The sequence below is a fragment of the Paenibacillus thermotolerans genome (genome assembly GCF_028745515.1).
In the GTDB taxonomy this organism is placed as follows: Bacteria; Bacillota; Bacilli; order Paenibacillales; family YIM-B00363; genus Paenibacillus_AE; species Paenibacillus_AE thermotolerans.
Map to the genome: position 1 here is coordinate 65,392 of NZ_JAQZSG010000001.1, position 24,212 is coordinate 89,603.

The 24,212-nt window shown below is 52.0% G+C and carries 23 protein-coding genes; 5 read left to right on the forward strand and 18 right to left on the reverse strand.

All coding sequences use genetic code 11. The annotated features are described in order from the left end of the window. Window positions 1–87: 87 nt before the first annotated feature. The gene (locus tag PT964_RS00285) at window positions 88–384 is read right to left on the reverse strand and encodes an FIMAH domain-containing protein (RefSeq protein ID WP_274361303.1); all 297 of its coding nucleotides are present in this window, start codon (window positions 382–384) and stop codon (window positions 88–90) included. After that, a complete protein-coding gene (locus PT964_RS00290) occupies window positions 381–2,741 on the reverse strand; it encodes a glycosyl hydrolase (protein WP_274361304.1) in 2,361 nt (786 codons plus the stop codon). The genes PT964_RS00285 and PT964_RS00290 overlap by 4 nt, the downstream gene beginning before the upstream one ends. A 259-nt stretch (window positions 2,742–3,000) precedes the next feature. Between PT964_RS00290 and PT964_RS00295 the strand changes: the two genes are divergently transcribed. Continuing rightward, entirely contained in the window at window positions 3,001–4,371 is a 1,371-nt protein-coding gene (locus PT964_RS00295) for a glycosyl hydrolase (RefSeq protein WP_274361305.1), read from the forward strand. Between the two features lie 6 nt (window positions 4,372–4,377). Next, window positions 4,378–5,535 (forward strand): glycoside hydrolase family 5 protein, encoded by a 1,158-nt coding sequence (locus PT964_RS00300; RefSeq protein ID WP_274361306.1) that lies wholly within the window; start codon window positions 4,378–4,380, stop codon window positions 5,533–5,535. A gap of 4 nt (window positions 5,536–5,539) precedes the next feature. Here PT964_RS00300 and PT964_RS00305 read toward each other — a convergent pair whose 3' ends face one another. After that, window positions 5,540–6,097 (reverse strand): DJ-1/PfpI family protein, encoded by a 558-nt coding sequence (locus tag PT964_RS00305; RefSeq protein ID WP_274361627.1) that lies wholly within the window; start codon window positions 6,095–6,097, stop codon window positions 5,540–5,542. A 121-nt stretch (window positions 6,098–6,218) separates the two neighbouring features. Here PT964_RS00305 and PT964_RS00310 point away from each other — a divergent pair, with 121 nt between their 5' ends. After that, window positions 6,219–7,058: a LysR family transcriptional regulator gene (locus PT964_RS00310; RefSeq protein WP_274361307.1), complete on the forward strand. Its 840-nt coding sequence runs from the start codon at window positions 6,219–6,221 to the stop codon at window positions 7,056–7,058. A gap of 24 nt (window positions 7,059–7,082) precedes the next feature. Here PT964_RS00310 and PT964_RS00315 read toward each other — a convergent pair whose 3' ends face one another. The 5 genes from PT964_RS00315 to PT964_RS00335 form a co-directional block, all read right to left on the reverse strand. Continuing rightward, a complete protein-coding gene (locus PT964_RS00315) occupies window positions 7,083–7,340 on the reverse strand; it encodes a YqkE family protein (protein WP_274361308.1) in 258 nt (85 codons plus the stop codon). A gap of 79 nt (window positions 7,341–7,419) precedes the next feature. After that, the gene (locus PT964_RS00320; protein WP_274361309.1) at window positions 7,420–7,947 is read right to left on the reverse strand and encodes a hypothetical protein; all 528 of its coding nucleotides are present in this window, start codon (window positions 7,945–7,947) and stop codon (window positions 7,420–7,422) included. A gap of 80 nt (window positions 7,948–8,027) precedes the next feature. Further along, the gene (locus PT964_RS00325; RefSeq protein ID WP_274361628.1) at window positions 8,028–8,753 is read right to left on the reverse strand and encodes an EcsC family protein; all 726 of its coding nucleotides are present in this window, start codon (window positions 8,751–8,753) and stop codon (window positions 8,028–8,030) included. Window positions 8,754–8,798: 45 nt separating this feature from the next. Beyond that, the gene (locus PT964_RS00330; protein ID WP_274361310.1) at window positions 8,799–10,475 is read right to left on the reverse strand and encodes an ABC transporter ATP-binding protein; all 1,677 of its coding nucleotides are present in this window, start codon (window positions 10,473–10,475) and stop codon (window positions 8,799–8,801) included. Further along, window positions 10,472–12,232: an ABC transporter ATP-binding protein gene (locus tag PT964_RS00335; protein ID WP_274361311.1), complete on the reverse strand. Its 1,761-nt coding sequence runs from the start codon at window positions 12,230–12,232 to the stop codon at window positions 10,472–10,474. The genes PT964_RS00330 and PT964_RS00335 overlap by 4 nt, the downstream gene beginning before the upstream one ends. Before the next feature lie 283 nt (window positions 12,233–12,515). Here PT964_RS00335 and PT964_RS00340 point away from each other — a divergent pair, with 283 nt between their 5' ends. Beyond that, entirely contained in the window at window positions 12,516–13,418 is a 903-nt protein-coding gene (locus tag PT964_RS00340) for an aldo/keto reductase (RefSeq protein ID WP_274361312.1), read from the forward strand. Between the two features lie 206 nt (window positions 13,419–13,624). On the opposite strand, the gene PT964_RS00345 is transcribed toward PT964_RS00340, so the two are convergent. The 10 genes from PT964_RS00345 to PT964_RS00390 form a co-directional block, all read right to left on the reverse strand. Further along, entirely contained in the window at window positions 13,625–13,720 is a 96-nt protein-coding gene (locus tag PT964_RS00345) for a putative holin-like toxin (RefSeq protein ID WP_337994999.1), read from the reverse strand. 210 nt (window positions 13,721–13,930) lie between these two features. Beyond that, entirely contained in the window at window positions 13,931–15,013 is a 1,083-nt protein-coding gene (locus tag PT964_RS00350) for a glycoside hydrolase family 172 protein (RefSeq protein ID WP_274361313.1), read from the reverse strand. A gap of 12 nt (window positions 15,014–15,025) precedes the next feature. Then, window positions 15,026–16,018, reverse strand: a complete 993-nt coding sequence (locus PT964_RS00355; protein WP_274361314.1) for a zinc-dependent alcohol dehydrogenase family protein — start codon at window positions 16,016–16,018, stop codon at window positions 15,026–15,028. A 20-nt stretch (window positions 16,019–16,038) separates the two neighbouring features. Next, window positions 16,039–16,407, reverse strand: a complete 369-nt coding sequence (locus PT964_RS00360) for a hypothetical protein (RefSeq protein ID WP_274361315.1) — start codon at window positions 16,405–16,407, stop codon at window positions 16,039–16,041. A 23-nt stretch (window positions 16,408–16,430) separates the two neighbouring features. Next, a complete protein-coding gene (locus PT964_RS00365; RefSeq protein ID WP_274361316.1) occupies window positions 16,431–16,601 on the reverse strand; it encodes a hypothetical protein in 171 nt (56 codons plus the stop codon). A 24-nt stretch (window positions 16,602–16,625) separates the two neighbouring features. Then, window positions 16,626–17,552, reverse strand: a complete 927-nt coding sequence (gene rbsK / locus PT964_RS00370) for a ribokinase (protein ID WP_274361317.1) — start codon at window positions 17,550–17,552, stop codon at window positions 16,626–16,628. A 31-nt stretch (window positions 17,553–17,583) separates the two neighbouring features. Next, a complete protein-coding gene (locus tag PT964_RS00375) occupies window positions 17,584–18,183 on the reverse strand; it encodes a KpsF/GutQ family sugar-phosphate isomerase (protein ID WP_274361318.1) in 600 nt (199 codons plus the stop codon). A gap of 107 nt (window positions 18,184–18,290) precedes the next feature. Beyond that, on the reverse strand, window positions 18,291–19,277 hold the full coding sequence (locus tag PT964_RS00380) for a LacI family DNA-binding transcriptional regulator (RefSeq protein WP_274361319.1): 987 nt from the start codon (window positions 19,275–19,277) through the stop codon (window positions 18,291–18,293). Between the two features lie 157 nt (window positions 19,278–19,434). After that, window positions 19,435–20,532, reverse strand: a complete 1,098-nt coding sequence (gene tnpB, locus PT964_RS00385) for an IS200/IS605 family element RNA-guided endonuclease TnpB (protein WP_425262645.1) — start codon at window positions 20,530–20,532, stop codon at window positions 19,435–19,437. A 777-nt stretch (window positions 20,533–21,309) separates the two neighbouring features. Continuing rightward, on the reverse strand, window positions 21,310–22,164 hold the full coding sequence (locus PT964_RS00390) for a helix-turn-helix domain-containing protein (RefSeq protein WP_274361320.1): 855 nt from the start codon (window positions 22,162–22,164) through the stop codon (window positions 21,310–21,312). A 129-nt stretch (window positions 22,165–22,293) separates the two neighbouring features. Here PT964_RS00390 and PT964_RS00395 point away from each other — a divergent pair, with 129 nt between their 5' ends. Further along, entirely contained in the window at window positions 22,294–24,168 is a 1,875-nt protein-coding gene (locus tag PT964_RS00395; protein WP_274361321.1) for a beta-L-arabinofuranosidase domain-containing protein, read from the forward strand. The last annotated feature ends 44 nt before the right edge of the window (window positions 24,169–24,212 follow it).

Consider the following 24,212-nt stretch of genomic DNA (forward strand, 5'->3'; position numbering starts at 1 on the left):
TGTTCACTCCATTAATGTCAGAAAGCAAGACCCAAGGCACAAATTATGTTAGCATATTTGTTAGGCGTCAAGCACTCTTACTATAATTCAATATTTTACCGGAGTCAATGAAAGATGACGGAATGCTAACAGAGCTTCAATCTCTTGCAGCAGCGTATGTTGGGCATCAACGGTTATGAATCTGGACATCGGAGCATTCGCCAATTGTTCGGAATACTTTTGCAAATGATGCAAGCTCTGCTCTTTGTTCCCATTCCGTTCGTGATGCTTTGCTTGAGCGAGCGATTCGCTTAACTGTTTGTACAACGGGTTTTGCAGCTTTCCGGCATCAGCATACGCTTCCGTACGAGAGAGCAGCGTGTCGATATTGATCGGCCGGATCAAGACGGCGTCGACTTCGAAATATCCCCAGCTGTGTTCAAGCTTGATCGTATTGCGCCTTCTTTCAGCAGCACAATTCCCGCATTCGTGTCCTTAAAGCGGTTCGTATATTCAAAGTCAATCTCTCCGAGATAATCGCCGTTCACGTAAAGATGATTTTTCTTGAACCCGTAAGGCGCCGCGTAACGAATGAGCAAGCTGTAAGGCCCCGCCTCCGTTGCCGCGACGGAAACCGTGAGCGAATCGCCGCTTTGGTCGAAGCCGGTCACATGCCCCGTTCCGGAATACCCTTTCACGCTTGTATCCACGAAAGTGCCCTGCAGCGTCCCTGTTTCCGCCTCAGTCAACGTATATCCATCCGGAACCGGTTCGGGAGTCCGCAGCGGTTCCGGCGCAGGCAACGGATCCGGCGCCCTGCCGTAAATGTCGGCGGACGGCAGCTCATCGAGCGTAATTACGTAGTCGTGATTGTAAACGCGGATCAGATGCTGCTCCTCGTTCACTTTACCGTTCATGATGAAATGGCCGGACCACGTATTGAACCAGCGCCAGCCGACTTGATTATCCCGAAGCAAATCCGGATCCGGAATCGGCCCGTTCTCCGAATAAGCAACCAGCTTATTGCCGCCCGCCATGTCGACCAGCTTGTCGAAATCGGCGATTACCGGACTGTAATCCCCCTCGGACAAATATTTATCCATTCCGATCACGTCGACAACATCGTCGCCCGGGTACCATTGCGGCGATTGCTCCGAGGTATACGAGGTCCATACCCAAATTAAATTGTCCAGCCGATGAACGTTCGTCAATCGATCGAACAGGATACGATATAACGCTTTAGCAGGTTCGGGACCTTTCGCCCCCCACCAAAACCATCCGCCCTCCGCCTCGTGAAGCGGTCTCCACAAGATCGGTACGTTCGCGTCGCTCAGCGCCTTTAGCCTAGCCGCCATCTCATCGATGTCTTGAATGATCAGTTCATATTCCTGAGTTCCGGGGGTAACCGCTTTGCTTACATCGAACGTTGTATTGGAAGTATAGAAATCATGCCCGCCCATCGGCGCCCGCCAATGCCACGAATACTCAACAATTCCTCCGTACCGGGCCCACTGTATCGCATCCTCGTCGTTGCTCGAGTCCAGATCGAAGGCCGCAATGGCCGGAAGCTTTCCGGTTAAGCTGTAGATGAATCCCAGTTCGGACAGCACTCCCGTCTGCTGGCCTGATAGGATGCTTTCGCCGTATGCTTCTGTCAAATAAGCCATCAACGCTTTGGAGCTTTGGGACGCGTGCGGATTGACCAAGTCTGAGGCTACCTCCTTCAAGGGAGGTCTGCCTTGCTTATCTCCGATAACGATATGGTCAACCTCGAACCATCCCCAGTTTTTTACGATTTCTATAGTGTTTGCTCCTTCGTTCAACAAAACATTGCCGAACGCCGCATATTTAAACGTTGCCGTTTGGTTGACGGAAAGCTCTCCTGCCGTGCTTCCGTTAACCACGATATGGTTTGCCTTATATCCGTAAGGAGCGGCATACCGCACATGCAGCGGATAAGCCCCTCCGCTTGCGACAGTAACTGTGAATCGAACCCGATCTCCGTCATCGGTAAAGCTTGTAACGTAGCCCGTTCCCGTATAACCGGGCGTGCTTGTAGAAACTTCGGTACCGATCAGTTCCGCTTCCTCCGCCTCATAGACGACTCCTGCCGGCGTTTCCGGATCCGGCGGGGGTCCTTCGGAATCGGCCCTCTTCAGCACTACATCGTCTATGTAAATGCCTCCGTCATAATTGCTGCCGGAGCCCGCGAGCCGGATCCATAGCTCAGGCTGCCCACTGCCGCTCACTTCGTCCTGCTTATGAATGACAACGTACGTGGTGCCGTTGATCGTCTTCGTCTCATAGCCTCGGCCGGCATACTCGCTTATCGAGTATCGGTCCAAGGAACCGAGCTCTTTCCACGGCCAGTTGACGATCGTTTGTACCTGCAGCGCCCCGTCGAAGCGGATCGGTACATAAATGTCATAACTGATTTGATTGTAATCGGACATCGTAGAGCCGGATAATACATATTTAGGAGCGGCTTCGTCCCAGCCCCCGCCTTTGTATTTCACATTCAGCTTCAAGGCGCCGTGATTTCCTTCTCTGGCCAAATCCTCGCTGTACTCCAGAGGATTAGAGCCAAGGCCTGCCGATTGACCGACTTGCCAGCCTTCAATGGAACCGTTTTCAAAATTGACCGTAACGTCCGCTGCTCGATCTCCTTCCGCTCTGCTTACTTGGAATGAGCTCATTGTCACGATCAGGGCGACGATCAGACTAACAATCAATAACGTTTTTCGTTTTGTTATGACTACCATGTTTCATTACTCCTCCCCAAAAAACTTTACGTTTGCGAGGCTAATAAAGCATTTCGTCTATCGGGTTACATTGCCTCCTTTCTATTTATGTCATTGCTTCCATTTCCATCATATACAACGGGATAGCTAAATGATAGCTAACAAAATAGCGAAACCTAAAATATTTTTTAATTGCTGTTAGCATATTGTTCTTTCTTTCCGGCACTCATACTTCTATAATGATATTCAAATCAAACGAAACGGCCGGAGGAGAAGACGAATGAGCTTACGTGATTTGCGGCTTGCCAATAACGATAAAGTGCTTGTATTTGAAGCGGAGGACGGTATCAACGCAGGAACGAGCGTTGCCAGCGATTTAGCGGGATATTCCGGCAGCGGATATGTAACGGCCTTCGACAATGACGGAGATCAAGTAGAGGTCCGGGTTCGGATCCCCGAAGACGGCCACTACGCCCTCATCGTTCGTCATGCCTCTCTTCAAGGACCGAAGCGGAACCACCTGTTCGTGAACGGAGACGCGTACGGCGAGCTGATCTCTCCTCAAACCGAAGGGTTTATTGACGCCGAAGTCGGTACTTTGTATTTCAACGCCGGCGTGCATACGGTTACCATAGCGAAGAGCTGGGGAAACATCGATGTGGACTGCATCAAGCTCCGTCCTTCTACTTCGCCTGCCCCGATCAGAGCGGATTTCGATCCTGTCAATCCTGAAGCTGGCGCTGAAGTCCGATCGTTGATGCGATATTTCAAAGATATATACGGCAAAAAAATAATAACCGGACAGCACACCGCCACAGCGGAGGGCCCCGAGCTCGAATATATTCGGAGCGTTACCGGCAAACTGCCGGCGCTTCGCGGCTTCGACTTCCTCAGCTACTCGCACGCTACGGAGACTAGAAACCCGAGTGAGCATAAAATTTGGGAGACGGAGGCAAACAAAGGGTCTGTCGAGCAAGCGATCGAATGGCACAAAAAGCATAACGGAATCGTCGCCTTTTGCTGGCATTGGTATGCGCCGACAGGCGGCGAAGACAAATCTTTTTATACGAAGCATACCGACTTTGATTTAACGAAAGCGTTCGATCCGGAATCTAACGAACATAAGGCGCTGCTTGCCGATATGGATGAAATCGCGGTTCAGCTTCGGCGCCTTCAGCAGGAAGGGGTTCCCGTCTTGTGGAGACCGCTGCACGAAGCCGACGGCAAGTGGTTTTGGTGGGGAGCCAAAGGTCCCGAGCCTTACAAAAAGCTATATCGCTGGATGTATGAGCGATTTACGAGCTGCCACAAGCTCCATCATTTAATCTGGGTATGGAACGCTCCGCATCCCGATTGGTACCCCGGGGACGATGTCGTCGATATTGCCGGGATGGATATTTATGTCGCTCCCGGAAATTATGGTCCGTTAAAGTGTGCCTTCGATTACTGCTCGTCAATTACCGCCAAACCGATTGCTTTAACGGAAAACGGACCGATTCCCGATCCCGGCAAGCTGATCGAAAGCCATACGCCGTGGTTATGGTATATGCCATGGTACGGGGAGCACTGTACGGACAGTACGAGCCAAAATCAGCTTAAGCGTATTTATGAACATCCTTATACCGTAACCCTTACGGATTTGCCGAGGTGAGCTCAAATGTTGAAGGTCCGCTTATTTTTGGCCGCTTGTTTTACTGTCATTTTGTTTGCGGCTCTGCTCGTTTCCTGCAGCCCGAATCAAAATAAGTCAAAGGATGAACAAGCGCCGGATCCGTTTGCTCAGCTGCAAAAGTTAGGCAAGGGCGTAAATTTGGGCAATGCGCTGGAAGCGCCCAAGGAAGGCGAATGGGGCGTCACGCTGCACGAATCCTACTTTCGCATTATTAAGGAAGGCGGATTTGACACGATTCGCGTTCCGATCAAGTGGTCCGCGCACGCTTTAACCGAACCGCCTTATACGATCGACGAGACGTTTGCGCAGCGCATCGACTGGGTTCTCGACCAGGCTGAAGCCCAAGGCTTGAATGCAGTCATTAACGTTCATCACTATGATGAGCTGTTTGAGTCGCCGCACGAGCATAAGGAAAGATTCCTCAGCATTTGGAAACAGCTCGCCGAGCGTTACGGCACCCGCCCGATGTCCGTTTATTTCGAGCCGCTGAACGAGCCGCACGGGAACCTGACTTCCGAGGAATGGAACGCGCTGCTGGCGGAAACGATCAAACAAATCCGCTCCATCGATTCGAAGCATACGTTAATCATCGGCACGTCCGATTGGGGCGGCATCGCAGGTCTGGATAAATTAGTCGTCCCGGAAGAGGAACGGAACGTCATTGTAACGTTCCATTATTACGAACCGTTTCTGTTTACGCATCAAGGCGCGGAATGGGGCGGGCCGGAAACCGGCACCGTGGGAGTCACTTGGCCGGGGCCGCCGGACCGGGAAGTACGGCCGAGCGAATCGGCTCAAAAAACACTTTGGGTGAAGCGCTGGTTTAGACAGTACAACACCTTGCCGCCTGAAACGAATCCGGCCGGCAAAAAGTTCGTAAGCCTGGATTTGGACAGAGCTGCCTCTTGGGGCAAGGAGCATAACCGACCGCTCTGGTTAGGGGAATTCGGCGCGTACGGCAAAGCCGATCTGGAATCGCGCGTGCGCTGGACGGAATATGTGCGAACCGAAGCGGAAAAAAGAGGAATCGCTTGGGCGTATTGGGAGTTCGGAGCAGGCTTCGGCGTCTATGACCGTTCCCGTTCGCAGTGGAATGCCGGGCTGCACCAAGCCTTAGTCGGAGGGGCTGAAGAGCAGCCATAAACGGTTAAGATACAGGCTGCACAGAATCCAGCACTTGCCTTGCCGCACTTTCCCCTGCAAGCTCTTTTATAATCCACCATGACAGCTGCTGGGCTGCAAGGCAACCGGCAGCTGTTGCAATATTGCCTACCAGTACGAAGCTTTCATTCACTACTTCCACTCCAAACTGAGCAAGCTGCTTGACGGCTGTCGGATAGGTCGTCGCTTTTTTTCCCTTCAGCAAACCTTTGGCCCCGAGCAGCAGCGACCCTGAACACATCGAACCGATTCGCTGATGCCTCGGATTGATAGACAGCTTCGATAAATAATCAGCGTCCGCGATCAGCCGCTGAATGCCCGGCCCGCTCGAAATCACCACCGCATCCGCAGCAGGCAACGCATCCAATCCGGCATGCATCGGGATTTCAAGACCTGCAGTTGATACATGCGTCGGTTTTGTGCCGATGATTTTTACATTCCAGTCATCCCGCTTCATCACCCGCTTTACCCGGCTAATCAAATCCCAAGGCATAAACACATCCAAATCGGTAAAATCATCGAATGCAACGATTACTATATTCACGCTCATCTCTCTCACTCCTATTTTTTTTTGCGATATTGAGATTTTGGCATGTTCCGCATTATAATTCCAATATATATTCCGTTGATTTACTATCACATTTTTGTTATAGCGAGATGATAGCTTGAACGTACGACATTTGGAAATATTTATCGAGGCAGCTTCCGCAGGCAACATATCGGAAGCGTCCAAACGGCTGCACATGAGCCAGCCTGCCGTATCGATGCAAATCAAAAGACTGGAAGAACAATACGGCTTGCCGTTCTTCGCCGCTCATCCCAAAGGCGTTATGCTTACCGATGCCGGTCAAACGTTCCTGCATTATGCGGAGCATATTGTTTCGCTTTACCGGCAGCTTGACCGTTCTATGAACGAATACAAGCAAGGCGACAAAGGCTATATTGTTGCAGGATCTCCGCAGGAAATCGGACAATATGAGCTTGTTCGGGCAATTTCCGGGTTCATGGACATTCATCCGGGCATAGAAGTAGAGATCCGAATCGTTGAGGAAGCGAATATGGAATCGTTGGTCAAACGGGGTGAAATCGACATCGGCTTTATTGCCGGAATGGAGATCGATCATATGGGCTGCCGAGTGACTCGGTATAAGACGGATCATTGGGTGTTGGCCGCATCGATCACCGCTCATGCACGTCCGGAGCTTCCGATATTTACAACCAATGACGAAGCGGATGCGCTAGCGGCACGCATTCCGTTCGGAGGAGCGGTTCGGAGGATGCAGCAAGCGGAGTTGGCGAAACAGCTTGCGATATCGGGCAGCGGTTTTGCCGTCATGCTGCGAAGCGCCATTGAGCGGGAGCTGGAGCAAGGACTGCTCGTTGCACAGGAGACACTGGCGGACGTTTGTATTTCTGTTTTGACCCGCCCCGCCGAAAAAATCCAAAAGAGCTTATGGCTCATGATCAATCACTTATTATCAAACAACAAAGACCCGCTGCCATAATAACGGCGGGTCTTTGTCTTGTTCCTATTTAAACTTTTTCCAATCGGCGCTGCTGTTGTTAAGCAAATATTCGAAGTCGTTCTCAAGCCTCTTTTGCTCCGCTTTCCGCGCCTCTTCCGCTTGTTTGCGCTTTTCTTCCTCTTTCCTCGCCTGCTCCGCCTTCATTGCATCCGCCTGAGCCTTCAATCGATCGACCAGCTCCGGTTTCAACAGGTCCTTCAGCGTTGCCGCCTTTTCTTGGGGAACAGGCTTGGGCGCGGTTTTCGCCTTATTTTTTTTCACGCTTCTCACCTCTATCTGTTACTATTATATCAATATAAGGCAGCCTTCCTAATTGAAAATAATGATATAAGGAGGGCGTTTATCGACTGTTTCGTTGCCGGCTATCGTTTACAACCAATGTGATTGCCGGCTTTGTATCCAACTCGGATCTTACCTTTCTCCAAAGCATAAGCTGCGCATGCAAATCACAAATCAGCTCATCCAGCTCCTCTCGCAGCATAGCCCGCCGGTGAAGCGGGATGAGCTTCAGCTCCGCCTCAATAGATGGGAATTCCGACATGCCCGTAAACTTAGGAATTCTCCTCCGAACCCGATACAATCGTTCTTCTATTGCGCACTCCCGAATCGGCTTCAACCTTTGCCCCGTTTTGTCGGGATGCTGTATGCAGTATGTCTCCCACAGCTTCGTTACGGCTTCATGCTCATTAATAACCGTAGTGAGCTCCGTTCCGTTCACTAGCGCGGTCCACGTCCCGCGATGGGACGAATGCTCACCGCTGCGGCGAATCAGTTGGCCGATGCAAAGCTTCTTCCCGTTAATAGAAATATAAACAAGATAGCTTATGCCTTGGGCGGTATTGCCGATCAGGTCCAGCTCGTAAGACAAACATATCACGTCCTCTGCTTTACTATTTCTATTATCCGCCTGAGAACGCGATATTTAGACATGGCCGCCTTCTTCTGCTGCTAAAGCATATCCCATTTCTCACTGATTCTTCTTGCGCGATAGCAATTCATTCCTACCTCTCCCAGCTCGTCAAGCAGCCCGTAATTCGCCCATGCGCCTACAACGGCGCCAATGCCGGGAACGAGCTGAAGCAGCTTGCGGAAATCGATCGTATCCCGGTACTCCTGCTGCAGCTGCTGCCAATCCACATGGTCGGCATAAGACTCGGCCGGCGAAACGCTGCGCATGTGCACATCCCAACTCTTGATTTTGTCAAGCAGAGCCTGCTTCTTGCCGCTGCTCGAGAAGGCGAGCTGAAATACGTGAAGTATAAACAAACGCTCCTTTACATCCTTGGTCGAGTAGCCGTACACCTGAGCGAGCTCAAACAAAAATTTCATCTTGATGCCGATCAGCAGCGGGAAATCGGCAAGCCCCAGCAATATGCCGCCTGCGCCCGTGCCGGCTCCTTCCGCCGCAGCGAGCTTTTTGTAAACGGAAATAAGCTGTTCGGCCTTCTCGTCGCTCTCCGCTAATGAAGCGCCCCTCATCGGTTCTCCCTTAGGTAAATATTCCGCTCCGAACAACGCAGTTTGGAAGATGCCCTTCACCGTCGTTGTGATCGTATCGTGTACCTTCTCGGGAATCATATGGTTAATGCGCGTTTGCAGGCCCTTCGACGCATTTTCGAGAAAACCTGGCGGCTTCAGCAGCTCCTTCTCCCATCGTCTTAACTGCTTCAGCATCTGCTCCTCGTATAAAGTCAACGGTTCCAAAACCGATTCACATCCTTATCGGACGGAAGTCAGCACTCCCGATTGTAATTTGTAAATCCGATCCGCAAAGCTTGCGGTCGTTTCCCGGTGCGTAACGACCAATATGCCGCGGTCTTGAACGCGCTTGCGGATCGATTGCATAATCAACGCTTCATTGTCGCCGTCAAGAGAAGCGGTAAGCTCATCAAGCAGCAGCACGTCAGCCTTCTTCAGCAGCGCCCTGGCAATCGCGATCCGCTGCTTTTGCCCGCCCGAAAGATCGCTCCCATCCTCCGCAAGCACCGTTTGATAGCCGTTCGGAAGCTTCGCGAGAAATTCGTGTATTCCGGCCGCTCTGGCGGCGGATTCGATCTCGTCCGCACCCGCTTCCTCCGAACCGAACGCGATATTTTCCGCTATGGTCCCGCTAAATAAATAAGGCTGCTGCGGCACATATGCAATTTGGTTTCTCCATGAGGAGGCGCTTACCTCATATTCATCGCTTTGGAGCGTAACAACCCCTTCCGAAGGGGCATAAAGCCCGAGAATGAGCTTGACCAGCGTCGACTTTCCTCCCCCGCTCTCGCCGGTCAGCGCGGTGATTTCACCTTGCTTCAAACTGAGCGATATGCCCTTAAGGAACGGTTCCTCTCTTGAATAACCGAACGTAACATTCCGCAGCTCAAGCACATTGCCGCTTCCGTCCGCCGGCACGAACCGGTATCGTCTCTCGTCCATCGTTTCCACCGGAGTGTCCAGCACCTGCAAGATGCGCTGCACGCCTGACAGCGACGCCTGCATGTTTGCAAGGCTCATCGGGAAGAGCGAGAACAAGTCGCCGGTGGCGAACTGCAGTGTGGATACGACGATGACCGAGCCCCAATCGGTCAACCCCGCATTCACCATGAACGCGCCGATAATAATAATTCCGAAGCTGGAGAGACCGTTCATCAATCCGACGATCGCGTTCATTTCCGCTTGGCGATCGGAAAGCCGGATCCGCAAATCCGCTTCCATGCTTGCGGATCTAAACAGCTTCTCCCCCATCAGCGCGCCGAGGTTAAACAGCTTGACGGTACGAACCCCCTTGAGAATATCCAGAAACACCGTCGTCGTCTTTCCGGAACTGTCTTGCAGCCGTTTGCCTAGGTCGGCGATCGGCGCGCCGTACCTGCCGGCGATCCATGTCGATAAGAAGCCCAATGCCGAAGCGGCGATCGCCAGCCGCCAATCGATGACGAACAGCATGACGAGCCCTGTGAAGCCGACGCAGAAATTTTCCATTGTTTTGTAAAACTGCCCGTCATAAACGGTTTCCAAGCAATCGAGATCGTTCGATAGCAGCGAAAGCGTTTCCCCTTTGGCATGGGTATCGTAATACGAGGACGGCAGCTTCACGATGTGTCCCGCCAACCGGCTGCGAACGTCAAGCATCGCTTTTTTGCTGGCCCATGCGGCGAAATAGCAGGAAACCGGAAATACCGCCCAGCTGAGCACGGTCGTTATAATCAACAACACGAGCGCACTGTAAAAAAGGGAACCGTCGGCAAATTCAATAGAGTTAATGACCCGTTTGTTCATGATCGGACCGGCTGCAATGCCGATCACAGTCGAGACGAGCGCCATTCCCAAGCATCCGAAATAAATCGTCTTTCTTCGCCCCATCAAGCTGAGGCTCCTTAACAATACGTTCCATTGAAAAAATCGATTCATCCCGCCAGCACCCCGCTTTCCTCCGAATCGCGATCCGCGCGGATCGTCTTCATCAGTTCGGCGTTATTCGTCAGTTGTTCCCAAGCGCCGTCGGCGGCAACCTTCCCGTCCTTCACATAAATAATCCGGTCGGCAAGACGGATCGTTGACATCCGGTGCGCAGCGATCATGATCAGCTTTGTCGAAGCCATCGTCCGAATGAGCTCGTGCGTTAGTTGTTCAGAGGCGGCGTCTAATGCCGATGTCGGTTCGTCCAGAAACCAGATCGGCGAATCCTTAAGAAGCACCCGCGCGAGCGCAAGCTTCTGAGCTTGCCCGCCGGAGAGCGAAGCCCCGCCGTCGCCGATCGGCGTATCGAGGCCATGCTCATCGTGCGAATTGAAATCGCTGACGCCGGCTGCTCGTGCAGCGGCAACGATATCGCCTCTCTCCGCCGACTCTTTCCCCATCCGTACGTTATCGAGTATAGAAGCAGAGAACAAGTAAATATCTTGCGGCATGACGGCGACAAGCTTTCCGAACTCGCCGGCATTCAGCGATGCGCCGTCTTGACCGCAATAAACAATGCTTCCTACGTCAGGGCGAAATAAACCGGAAAGCAGCGAACCGATCGTCGTTTTTCCGCTCCCGCTCCCGCCAACGACGGCGATTATGCCCGGACGTTCCGCGGCGAAGGATACGTCCATTAACACCGGGTTTTCCGCATCGTACGCAAAGGATACGTTTCTAAATTCGACGGAAGGCTTCGCTGCAGCTTCTGCTGAAATACGATTGTCGTTGCCGCTTTCCGACGGCAGGTTCGTAAGGCGTTCGACTCTTTTCATGGACGCGGCGGCTTGGTTCAAGTTATTGATCATAAAAGGGAGCATCACAGTCGGAGGAATAATGTATCCGAGCAGCTGGACGATCGCGATAAAGACAGCCAGCTCCAATTGTCCCGAGAGAGCGTACAAGCCCCCGGCAACCGTAAAAATAAGATGAGGCGCGTTTGCGACGGAAAGGCATGCGGGTTGAAGCAGCGAATCCCACCATTTGATCCGTTTGTCCGTTTCGTACAGCTTTTCAAACGTGAGATCGAGTCTTTTTCGGATCGACCGCTCCATCGTGAACGATTTGATGACCGGAAGCGATGCCAAAGCCTGTTCGACGGCAGACAGCGCTTCGCCTTTTTGCCTGGCCGATGCCGGATAGAGCGCGTTCAAGCGACGGTTGATGGTTCCCGCCAAAACCATTCCGACAGGCGTATAGGCGAACGTAAGCAATCCGACAGTCGGATGAAGCGTAAGCAAATAAATGAAGGCGCATATGGCGGTCAACGTTTGCGTTACAAGCGAAAACAAGTCGCTCGATACGAATGACGATATTCGGTTGCAATCGCTGTTGACGACCGAAACCGCATCGCCGGCGGAAATGTCCCGTACGAACCTGTATTCGGCCTGCATCGTCTTATCTGCGACGGACCGCTTCAAATCGCGTCCGACGAGCGCTCCCAATCTGCCCGAGGACGCTCCCGATATCCCGCCGGTGAGCGCGGATACGATGACGAGCAGCACAAATAGCCAAACGGTTACAGGCTGTATGACGCCTTGGATCGTTTGTGTTACCAGCCGTTGGGTAAAGTAGGTAAGCATCAGCGCTGTTGCCGCAGAGGCAAGCGATAGGAACGCGCCGGCGGCAGCCCACTGTTTATGAGGTTTAATTGCCTGGAAGAGGAATAGTAGAACGGACGAATCCCGCTGAGCTCTGTTTTTGGGCATAGAAAAGCCTCCATCTCATTGTTGATTGGAATCAACGCAGCACAATATAACCTTCAGCGAAGGTTGAAATTGGGCAATACGCTCGTTACCTCAACTTAATGAAACGGAAGCTGTATTTTACCATACGTGAGCCTCTATTCACTGGAAATGCAACACTGTTTACAAGTTTATCCATTCGGGCCGTATCCGTCAACCATTATTTCCTTGCCGGACGAACGCCTTGTTTTTGGCGCGGCAATTTACCATAATGGAACCATTATACGATGATAAGGTGGCGGGTTTTATGAAGAAAAATCGGTTAGGATCGTCCGACCTGACGGTCAGCGAAATCGGACTCGGCTGCATGTCGCTCGGCACGGAGGAACATAAAGCCGTTTCTATCATACATAAAGCGTTGGACCAAGGGATTAACTTTTTGGATACGGCCGATTTGTACGATGCGGGCCGCAACGAGGAGCTCGTCGGCAAAGCGATTGCGGGCCGCCGCAGCAGCGTGATCGTTGCTACAAAAGTAGGCAATCGCCGGGTTCCCGGTACTGAAGGGTGGGTTTGGGACCCGTCGAAGCGCTACATTTTGTCCGCCGTCAAAGAAAGCTTGCGGAGGCTCCAAACCGACTATATCGACTTGTACCAGCTTCACGGCGGAACGCTCGACGACCCTATCGATGAGACGATTGAAGCCTTCGAACAGTTAAAAAAGGAAGGCGTCATTCGTTATTACGGCATTTCCTCCATACGTCCGAATGTGATCCGGGAATATGTGAAGCGCTCGTCGATCGTCAGCGTCATGAATCAGTACAGCATACTGGACCGCCGGTCCGAGGAAGAAGTTTTGCCGCTGCTTGAAAGCCATGGCGTCAGCGTGATCGCGCGCGGACCGCTTGCGAGCGGCGCTTTGGCGGAAAGCAAGCAGCCGGTCAAAGGGGTTTTGGACTACAGCCTTGAAGAACTGCAGAGCCTCCGCAATGAGCTGCAAAGCTTGGCAGGCGATGAACGCAGCATGTCACATCTTGCGATCCGGTACTCGCTTGCGCACCCGGCGGTCGCAACGGTCATCCCCGGTGCCAGTTCCTTGGAGCAGCTGTTGAATAACGTAAAAGCTGCGGATGCGGCGCCGTTAACAGCAGACGAGATCGCAGCGATCCGCCGGTTTAGCAAAGCGAACCGGTACGAGCTCCATCGTTAGGCTGCAAAAGGGCCGCAGATCGCATAAATACCCGAATCTCGCGGTTAATTCCTCATTCAATTCTGATTTGCTTTGTGTTATCATAGGAAGTAAATAAGCCGAGTGCTGCGAACACTCGGCTGTACAATCGGCTTGGATGGGTTACTCCCCTCTAAGTTTCAGCGGCAAATGAACCCACCTTCGGCGGTCAACCTTAGGGTGGGTTCTTACTTTCTCTTGTAGTTATTCCCGATGTATGTTAAAAGAGCAACGACAAATCCGGCAAATAAAATCATGATTGTGATTGCATCCTTCAACTCCATGGCTTCACCTCCTTATCGGAAGGGAAACCTACCCACCCAAGATTCAATTGTACTCCTCTATTATACCAACATTATCCTACTATTAAAAGAACATATGTTCGTTAATTTTCGATTATCCGATTTCACGTTTTCTCCTTTTCGCAAAAAAGCCCCCGCCAACCTAAGCCGATTCCGCAGCTTAAAGGTCAACGAGGGATTTCATTAACGCCGTTAAATCACTTCCAGCCCGTCATTATCCGGCAGCGGCTTGAACGAGGCATGCGGCTCGGATTGATACCAATACGCAACGGACGCGATATCGTCCTGAAGCGGCAAGTAGCGACCCCCGGAACGCCAGCCGAGCGCTTGAATCGTCACCCGCAAATCTTCCTCGAACCGGATCGGATCCATAATGTGCCAGCGATACATGCCGAAGCGCTGCTGGCTGCGGTACAGGCCATCCGGCTTAATGATTTGATGGAGCCCGAGGAACGGCGTCGAGAACGTGCCGTATTCGCCCTTCGGATGCTCGAAGTTCCAAGCGCCGCCAAAGTAATCTTCCGTGCCGGTACCGCAAATCGTCGGAAACTCTTTGTCGCCGTCCATATAAAACTTAATTTCGCCTTCGCCCCACCAGCCGTTGTTGTTTACTTGCCATGCGAGATACGTTCCGACGTAATGGCCTTTCCCTTGCACTCCGTCAATAATCGTATGAACGTCTTTATATTGAACGGGATTGCTGCGTCTCCATTGCGCGTGGAAATAAGCCGCGTCCTCAGGAACCTCAGTCAAGGTATAATCGATTTGGTAGTATAAGACCGTCTTTTCCGCCAAACGGTTCTCGACCGTAATCTTCGCCTTCTTGCGGAACGGCATCACCCAATAGCTGTTCATCCCGCCGGCCGGGTTGACGGCGACCGGCATAGAATTGACGTTGCTTCGCTCGCACCAGCCATTGGCGAAAAAATCCCCGATCGGCACTTCGACGGAAGGCTGCTCTTCCCCGTCCCAATACATGCGCAGAATGAGATGGCGCCAGCTGCCGGGGAAGCAAGTGAGCCAAATATGCTGAATGGCGCCGGGGCCGTCGATTTCAGCCAATGTAAACGTAGTGCCGGCCTCGATCTCGATCGAAGGCGATACCTTCCAGCCTTGCCCGAGATCGCGGGCGCAATTGGCGCCGGTACCCGTTGTGGCCATTCCGGCTTTTCCTTTCTCCCCAGTAAAGTTCTCGGCGCTGATCGATCTCGTTTTGGCGTTCGACAGCCGCATCAAATTGCCCAATCCCATGTCCAGTCCGTTAAATGAGTACATTGATAAGTCCTCCTATATTTTAATTTGCACTTTAAATAATGCCGGGTCCTTCGGTGCGGCCAGGAACGAAACCGCTTCTTCCAACGAAATGATTTTCGAAATAAGAGGCTTTAACTCGACGCGCCCTTCCCTCACCCATTCGAAAGCGGGAAGAAACGTGCAGTTAATCGCCATCGAGCCGAGAATCGTCCAATCCTTGTTATACAATTGGAACGGGTTCAAGCGAACCTCGGCATCGACCGGGGTTACCCCGAACTGCAAGTATTTGGCGGTCGGTCCCATAAACGATAGCGCCTTCTGAATGACCGCCGGTATGCCGGTCGCATCGACGACAATATCGAACCGCTCCGATTCGATGAGATCGAGCTGCCGGCTGAGCACGGTGTGAGTGGCCCCAAGCGACTTCGCCAGCGCCAGCTTCGATTCCGATACGTCGACGACCGTCAGCTTCGATGCGCCTAATCTGGCGAGAGCTTGGACCAATTGCAGTCCCATCGCTCCTGCACCGAACAAAATAGCGGAATTGCCCGCATTCGGCTGCAGCCGGTTCATCGCATGCACGACGCAAGCCATCGGCTCGACGAAAGCTCCGATTTCGAAGGGCATGTCGTCGGGCATCTTGACGACGTTCCGCGCCGGAACCGCTACGTATTCCGCCATGCTGCCGTCAACCGTGTTGCCCAGCGCCCCCCAGTTTTCGCACATATTGCCCCGATTCGTCAGACAATATTTGCATGCCCCGCAAAACAACGACGGATCCGCCGTGACGCGGTCTCCCGCTTTGAACCCGATTACGCCGGGTCCGACAGAGTGAACGGTGCCGGAAAATTCATGGCCCGGTATGATCGGGTACGGAGAAATAAATTCGCCTTCAAAGATATGAAAATCGGTGCCGCAAATGCCGACATGGCTCACTTTGATGACGACCTCACCCGGACCCGGCACCGGATCGGGAACCTCTTTTACGATTGCATGCCCCGGTTTCTCAATGACGAGCGCCTTCATCGTTTTTCACCTCCCTATTTTTATAAAACCTCAACGATCACAACCGACTTGCCCGGAATGCTTAAGTTCAGCCTCTTCGCTTCGCTGCTCTTCATTTCGAACAGCTCCTCGTTCGAACGTCCGACGGCGATTCGGCGCACGCTGTACCCGCGATCCGGAAGTCCGTACTTCTTCAAGTCGAGCTCGACGGCGATCGTTTCCGGCTCATCGGTTATATTGGCAAAGAAGAAGCCAAGGCTCTCATCGCGGTACTGCCAAGCGGAATGGATAACCGAGTCCGCCGCATACGTGCCGCTTTCGTTATACTCCTTGAAGTTTTTGTCGCAATTGTAATGAAACCATTTCAGCTCGACTTGCTTGGAGTCGTGGAGAACAATCCGCAGGAGCATTATTACATTTTCGAACCGAGAGGCTATGAGCTGTCGCTGCTTCGTCCGCTCTCCCGCTTCCGAGCTCGAAATGCCTCCGGCCGGGGACGTTGTGCAAGAAACTCGATTTCTCTAGCTTTGTCATAGATGCTGCAAATGCTCCCGTTCGTTTTGTCGATCGTTGCGACCAATCTGCTGTTCTCCAGTTGAATCATTGATGGTTCACCTCCCATACCTCCTTAATTCGAACCTAGCCTCATTTGCATAAATGAGTTTACTTCTTCCAGCCGCGGCAAGGACGGAATCGCTCCTTGCTTCGTAACCGTCAAAGCCCCTACCGCATTGGCAAAACGCACCGCTTCCGCAAGTGTAACGCCGTTCACCAGCTGCACCGCCAGCGCGCCGTTGAACGAATCGCCCGCGGCGACCGTATCCACCGGCTCGACCGGAAACCCTTCCACATGCTGGAAGCCGTTCGGTGTGCAGAGCAGCGCGCCTTTTTCCGCCAAGGTTACGACGACATTGTGAACGCCGCGGTCAAGGAGCGACAACGCCGCCAGCTTCGCATCGTCGATCGATTCCACTTTCATGCCGGACAACAGCGCAAGCTCGGTCTCGTTCGGAGTAAGGTACGTTACGTTGCCGAGCAGTTGATCGCTTAACGCAGCCGCCGGCGCAGGATTAAGAATGACGGGCACGCGATGCTTTGCGGCAATGGCCGCCGCCCGCTCTACAACCGACATGTCCATTTCCAATTGCATCATTAACAGATCGGCCTGCCGAATGACGTCCTCCAGTTCGTCCGTCTCTTCCTGCGTAAAATTCAGGTTGGCGCCCGGCACGACGATAATGCGGTTTTGTCCGGATTTTTCTACCACGATCGATCCTACTCCGGTAGACGCCGCATCGTCTCTTAAAATATGCTTCGTTCCGACGCCGTTCTCCGCGAGCACGGCAAAAAACTCGTCGCCGAACAAGTCGTTCCCGACCTTCCCGGCCATCGTTACTTCTCCGCCTAAACGCGCGGCGGCTACCGCTTGGTTCGCTCCCTTCCCCCCTGGAAATCTTCCGAAGCTTTCGCCGATCAACGTTTCGCCGGCTGCCGGCGCACGGTCCGTTCGAACGACCAAGTCCATCATGAAGCTTCCAATTACCAAAATGCTCACAGCCATCCCCCTCCCGGTAAGCGCTTTAATTTTATGCGAGATTTGATTTTTGGGACAACTGTTGGCCCAAACTGCCGCCCGGATGATATAAATAAAAGCTTTCTTTCGTAAACCCTTTCATCCGGCACAATGCGACCGCGAGCGCGTCGCCGATCGCAAGCTGCAGCAAAGCGCTGGTTGTAGGAGCCAAGCCGAGATGGTCCGCTTCGCTCTCGTATTGGTAAGTGAGCGCAACGTCGCTTCGGACGGCGAGCGACGATTTCGAATTTCTAGTAATGGCGATCCGGGCAGCGCCGATCTTTTCAACGATGCCGAGCACATTCAGCACCTCCGACGTCTCGCCGCTATTGGATAACAGGATGACGACGTCGCGCTTTTCGATCATGCCGCTGTCTCCGTGAACGGCTTCCGCCGAATGCACGAAGAAGGACGGCGTTCCCGTGCTGGATAACGACGCGGCGATTTTTTTGCCGATATGCCCCGATTTGCCGATTCCCGTTACGACAACCTTTCCTTGGCAGCCGGATATGAGCTGGATCGCCATTTCATACTCGTCTCCGATGTGTTTGCTTAAATCCAGGAGCGCTGTCGCCTCGGTTCGGAGCGATTCCCGAACATAATCTTTTACCATAGCAATCCCGCCTTTAAAGTAATATGTGTTAACGTTTACACATTCCATATTATACTTGAAAGTCCCTAATTTTGCTATGTTATCGATTACATCTTTTCGAAAAAAAATTAGATTTTCGGCACAAGCTGAGGCGTAAACATTCTTGTTTCATATTCTTTTACCGATTGTTCCAATCGCTTCAGCACAAGCTCTCCTGCGGCGTCTCCGATTTGTTCCGGATTTTGTTTGATTACAGACAGTTTATTTTGGAACAGCGGAGAAAATTCCAAATCGCCGAAGGACAACACTTCAATATGATCCGTCCTGACTCCAAGCTCGTGTAAGCCGAGATACAATCCGTACGACATCTCGTTATTGGCCGAAAATATAGCGGTAGGACACGGCGACTGCTGCATCAAATATTTGATGGCTTCCATGCCGGAACGTCTGGAAAAATCCCCTTCATATACATAGCGGGGATCAACCGCAACACCCAGCTTGTCGAATGCGGCGACAGCCCCTTCATATCTGTCCCGTGCCGTAACGACGTCTCTAGGACCGCTAATAATGCCGATATGGCGGTGCCCTTTCTCTAGTAAATAGGCAACGGCTTCCTCGGACACGGTGCGGCTGTCTTCCGCGACGACATCGACTTTCAAGCCTTTAATCATCCGGTCGATGAGCACGACATGAATGCCTGACGCATGAACGGCTTCCAGTTTCTCTTTATTGGCCCCCGTTCCCGCAACGACCAGCGCTTCGACCCGTTTCTCCATTAAGAAATCCAAGGCTTCCTTCTCTTTAACAGGATCCTCCTCGGAATCCATAAAGAGCAAGTGGTATCCTGCGGTTAACAGTTTTCTGCGGATTTGTCTCGCAATCGACATAAAATACGGATTTGTCATATCCGGCAGCACAATGCCCACACTTCGCGATTTTTTCTGCTTTAAGCTTCGCGCGATCGAATTCGGCTGGTAATTTAATTTTTCGACGGTCTGAAGCACTTGCTCCCGGACCTGCTCGCTGACATAGCCGCTGTTGTTCAATACTCGCGAAATCGTCGCGGTCGATACGCCAACCTCCTTCGCAATATCTTTCACTGTCAATTTCTTCAACTGCGATCTATCCTCTCGAATGGCAAACTTGTTTGAATTTGATTGAACACTCCCCCACATAGCCCCGTTCGAGTCTTGAAGTGGGGGATTCTTGCGAACAGAGGCGTTATAGCCTCTTTTTTAGCAAGCGAACACGGTGTGTCCCACCGTAACCAAGCTATACCGCCATTACTTTAATATTGTACGAAGCATTCGAATCTCGATCATGTGTCGTATGACAATGGCAGCATGTCCATGTGCGAATGCGTAAGTCCCTCACTTCCTGATTCACAGTTCCGCATACATGGCACATTTGACTTGATGGCGAAAACGTCGGCACATGTTTTATTGTGCGCCCGTACCATACGGCTTTGTATTCCAGTTGCCGACGAAGTTCACCCCACGATGCGTCTGCGATATGCTTTGCCAGTTTTCTATTTTGAAGCATGTTTGCAATGCGTAAGTCTTCGATGCAGATCGTTTGGTTTTCACGGATCCACTTCGTTGTGAGCTTATGCAATGCATCTTGCCTACGATTACGAATTCTCTCATGAATGCGGGCAATGTGTCGTTTGGCTTTTTGGTAATTACGTCCGCCAGGTTTGCGCCGGGATAGCCGACGTTGCCATTTGGCAAGCTGTCTTTCATGCCGCACGTAGGACTTGGGATTTTCAATCACTTCACCGTCCGAACTAACGGCAAGCGAGGAAATACCGACATCAATGCCAATGTCGCGATTGATTGCAGGAAGGGGCGCAATATCTACTTCGCAAGTAAGCACAACAAACCATTTTCCACTTGGCGCGAGCCGCACCGAGGCAGAGAGGATGCGCCCTTCGACATGGCGGGATTTTCCAAACTTCACCATGCCTGCTTTGGGAAGTTGTAAACGGTTGCCTTCGACAGCAATGTTGCCATTGGTAAATCGTGTGGTGAAGCTTTGCACCGGATTCCGTTTGCACTTGAAGCGTGGCGCATCATTCTGCTTTCGAAAGAAACGATCAAAGCTGTCTGCCAGATGACGCACTGCGCTTTGAAGCGCGATACTGTCCACTTCTTTCAACCAAGGCAGGGATTTTTTTAATGAAGGCAGTTGTGTCGCACAAGCGTTATAAGACAAGCCCTTGCCTGTGGCTTCATAGCTTTCGTTCCAATGAGCAAGAAAGTTGTTGAACACAAAACGCGTACAGCCAAGCGTTTTACGAAATAGCAATTCTTGAGCTTTGGTAGGATACAAACGAAAGCGAAACGCTTTGTGATGAATGATGCGACACAACCCCTTTCTTGAAGGATATGGTTATTATAGCACATATGTTCGCTTTATACACCCAAAACCACTGATTCATCCCCCACCTATTGAGTAGGAGTATTCTCGGCTTTTTCATGATAAATTATATGTCTGCCAATCGGAGAAGTCCAGTTTCACTAAACAAAATTCATTTCCCCAATATTATTCTTCTTGAATTGTCGGTAGCCTAATATAAAGCTTAATAATTCTCTGAATAAATGACCTTTCAATTTCCAACAGTCCATTGGTTTCAAAAGCATTTATACAAGCTTCAACAAGTTCATTAACTAATTTATGCCCTTCCATATTCCTCTAAAATGATAACAAATGATTCCAAAGGGATGGCTTCACGATAAGGATCAACATACATATGAACGACCTGCTGCATATACGTTTTTGACCGAGCGAACGCACCAATACTTTCAGGTCATGTACATGCGGCGCCAGAAACTCCAAGTCGCATTAATGGGAGAGCCTACGGTAAAATGAAAACGGTAACATATAAGCGCTTAATTTTGTGTAAACGATAACACACCATTACTGGGTTTAAATGCGCAAAGCGTGTTTAACATTCACTTTAACGGTAAAGTGATTCTAAAAAATATCCCTGTTTTACACATCGGCACATCCTACTACTCGGAGCACTGACTCAAAGACCGATGGCCGATCGATGTGCGGTTGAATTGAGCGCCCCTATTTTGAAAAGTTCCCGCTCCATAATTCCCCTCCTTTTGAACGTTTATGTGTAAACGATATTACATTTAATTACATAAGTCCTCGTTTTTTTCTCCTCCATACTCCGGGCGCATCCCCTGTCAGCTTCCGAAACGCTTTATAAAACACGGTTTCATCGTTATAGCCGACCTCCGCCGCGATCGCCGGTATCGACAAATCCGAGTTTTCCAGCAATTCCTGCGCTCTTTTCACGCGGTACTCTTGAATGTATTGACCGGGCGTGACGTTGAAATATTTTTTGAGAAGGCGCTGGATGTAATCGTAGGAATAGTGAAAATGCGACGACAGCTGATTCCCGTTCAGATGACGATTGTAATTCGCCGACAAGTAGCCGATAATTTCATGGGCGATCCGACGGGAAGGCATCTCGGAAGACAGCTCCGCCGAGGAAATCCGACTCAGCAAATCAAGAAATACGCTCTGCGCCCCCAGGAAATCGGTCGGTCTACGTTTCGACACTTCATCCAGCCTGTCTAGCCACGGACGCATGCGGTTCGGCTCGAAGCGGCCGCGAACCGGCAGCACAAGCCGGTTGGTCCGATCGTTCGCCGATTCTCCTTCCGCATCGGAAGAAAGTTGCTCCGGGGTATAGGGAACGGAAGCGGCGGAAAAGTGAATGTAATAATAAAAAGGCGCAGGACTCCCCTTTCCGCCTTCCTGCCGCAAGCCGGGCACCTGAATGTACCACTCTCCGGCCCTCAATTCTACATCCGTCCCCGCTTCGGTAAAATGCAATGTATTTTCAAGCATGAAAAGCAGCACGTAATCCGAGCTAATACGGGTGATATGCCGTTCGTTCGGCTCAAATTGCCGAAAATTGCTGATCAGATAAGTCGGCCACGGCGGAACGGTCATGAGGACGGCTTCCGGTGAACGTTCGAACATAAGCGCCTCCAACAGTCGTAAATTTGCAATGTTTTTGTCTCACCTTGCAGTGGATTACCCTAAAGAATAGCTGATACGATGAATTGTGTAAATAAAACTTGTATCCAAAAAAAGAAAGGTTGCGTGCTCATGATACAGACCAAGCTCCGCTCCCCTTTGTTCAGACATATGACGGTGAACGAAATCAAACCGCGCGGTTGGCTCTTGGAGCAATTAAAGACGCAGGCTGCCGGGCTGTCCGGAAACCTCGACCGGTTTTGGCCGGATATTAAAGACAGCCGCTGGATCGGAGGAGCCGCAGAAGGCTGGGAAAGAGTTCCTTACTGGCTGGACGGCTTCATTCCTTTGGCATGGCTGCTCGATGACCCCGATTTAAAAAAGCGCGCTCAGCGTTACATAGACTATATGATCGAGCATCAGGGCGAGGACGGATGGATTTGTCCCGACACCGGGCCCAGACACCAATACGATATGTGGGCGCATATTCTCGTGCTGAAAGTGCTCGTCGTTTATTATGAAGCGACCGGCGATGACAGAATTGAAGAGGTTGTCAGAAAGGGATTCATTGCCCTTGACCGCCATATCGACGGAACGTCGCTGTTTAACTGGGGACAGTTCCGATGGTTCGAGGCATTGATTCCGATTTGGTGGCTGTACGAGCGGACCGGCGGCGAATGGCTGCTCCACCTCGCCTCGAAGCTACAAGCGCAAGGCTTCGACTGGATTTCGTTTTTTAAACATTGGCCTTATCGCAAGCCGGACGGCAAAGGGCGCTGGAGCTTTATGAGCCACGTCGTCAATAATGCGATGATGCTTAAGTCCGGCGCGCTGCTTTGGCGTATGACGGGCGAGCAGGAGCATCTGGACAGCGCGAAGGCTATGGTGGAGCTGCTGGACCGATACCACGGAATGGTGACGGGCGTGTTTACCGGGGATGAATGTTTGGCGGGTACCAGCCCCGTTCAAGGGACGGAGCTTTGCGCCGTCGCGGAATATATGTATTCCCTCGAGCATCTGATGGAATACACCGATCAGGCTTCTTGGGGCGACCGCTTGGAAAAAATAGCTTACAATGCTTTGCCGGCGACGTTCAGCCCCGATATGTGGAGCCATCAATACGATCAGCAAATTAATCAAGTGCAGTGCAGCCGTCAGCAGGAGCCTATTTTCAATACGAATAGCGGCGAGTCCCACCTGTTCGGCTTGGAGCCGAATTTCGGCTGCTGTACCGCAAACTTAAGCCAGCCTTGGCCGAAGCTCGCGCTTTCGACCTTCCTCCGCAGCGAGGACGGGCTTGCGGCGGCCGTCTACGCTCCGTGCGAGGCGACCACGGAAATCAACGGCGCGCGTGTGCGCGCGGCGCTGGATACGCTGTATCCGTTCAGAGAGACGCTTCAGTTTACGGTGGAGACGGATCGCGAGGTCGAATTTACATTGTCGCTGCGCATTCCGGAGTGGACGACCGAGGAGGCCGTTCTGATCGTCGGGGGCCGGCAAGTTCCGGTAACGCCGGGGGGCTACCACCGGATTACGAACCTGTGGAGCGGAACGACGTCGTTTACGCTTCGTCTCCCGATGAAGACGGCCGTCATTCCGCGTCCGAACGCACTCGCGGCCGTCACGCGCGGTCCGCTCGTCTATTCTTTGCCGATCGGCGAACGCTGGGAGCAGACGAATTGCGACGTTCCGGGGCGCGAGCATCCGCATTGCGATTATGAGATATACCCGACGACGCCGTGGAATTACGGGCTGGCAATTCGTAAAGACGAGCCGGAGAAGGATATTATGTTCGAGGAACGGCCGGTCGGGGATCGCGGGGTGTTCTCGCCCGAAGGCGCACCGATCGTCGCGCGGGTCAAGGGCCGGAAAGTCGACTGGGAGCTCGTGAACGGCTGCGCCGCACCCGCCCCGCGCATGCAGTGGGTATCGGAGGAAGAGGAGCAATTGACGCTGATCCCTTACGGCTGCACGAATTTGCGTTTGACGGAAATGCCTTTGGTTTAAGTTTAACGAAGCAACTTAATTAAAGCTCCGGCGGAACTGCTGAA

Coding starts and splice junctions, on each gene's coding strand:
- PT964_RS00290 (WP_274361304.1), bottom strand. CDS start 2,741: ATGGTAGTCATAACAAAACGAAAAACGTTATTGATTGTTAGTCTGATC.
- PT964_RS00295 (WP_274361305.1), top strand. CDS start 3,001: ATGAGCTTACGTGATTTGCGGCTTGCCAATAACGATAAAGTGCTTGTA.
- PT964_RS00300 (WP_274361306.1), top strand. CDS start 4,378: ATGTTGAAGGTCCGCTTATTTTTGGCCGCTTGTTTTACTGTCATTTTG.
- PT964_RS00325 (WP_274361628.1), bottom strand. CDS start 8,753: ATGCTGAAGCAGTTAAGACGATGGGAGAAGGAGCTGCTGAAGCCGCCA.
- PT964_RS00330 (WP_274361310.1), bottom strand. CDS start 10,475: ATGAATCGATTTTTTCAATGGAACGTATTGTTAAGGAGCCTCAGCTTG.
- PT964_RS00335 (WP_274361311.1), bottom strand. CDS start 12,232: ATGCCCAAAAACAGAGCTCAGCGGGATTCGTCCGTTCTACTATTCCTC.
- PT964_RS00340 (WP_274361312.1), top strand. CDS start 12,516: ATGAAGAAAAATCGGTTAGGATCGTCCGACCTGACGGTCAGCGAAATC.
- PT964_RS00345 (WP_337994999.1), bottom strand. CDS start 13,720: ATGGAGTTGAAGGATGCAATCACAATCATGATTTTATTTGCCGGATTT.
- PT964_RS00350 (WP_274361313.1), bottom strand. CDS start 15,013: ATGTACTCATTTAACGGACTGGACATGGGATTGGGCAATTTGATGCGG.
- PT964_RS00355 (WP_274361314.1), bottom strand. CDS start 16,018: ATGAAGGCGCTCGTCATTGAGAAACCGGGGCATGCAATCGTAAAAGAG.
- PT964_RS00360 (WP_274361315.1), bottom strand. CDS start 16,407: ATGCTCCTGCGGATTGTTCTCCACGACTCCAAGCAAGTCGAGCTGAAA.
- PT964_RS00365 (WP_274361316.1), bottom strand. CDS start 16,601: ATGATTCAACTGGAGAACAGCAGATTGGTCGCAACGATCGACAAAACG.
- PT964_RS00375 (WP_274361318.1), bottom strand. CDS start 18,183: ATGGTAAAAGATTATGTTCGGGAATCGCTCCGAACCGAGGCGACAGCG.
- PT964_RS00390 (WP_274361320.1), bottom strand. CDS start 22,164: ATGTTCGAACGTTCACCGGAAGCCGTCCTCATGACCGTTCCGCCGTGG.
- PT964_RS00395 (WP_274361321.1), top strand. CDS start 22,294: ATGATACAGACCAAGCTCCGCTCCCCTTTGTTCAGACATATGACGGTG.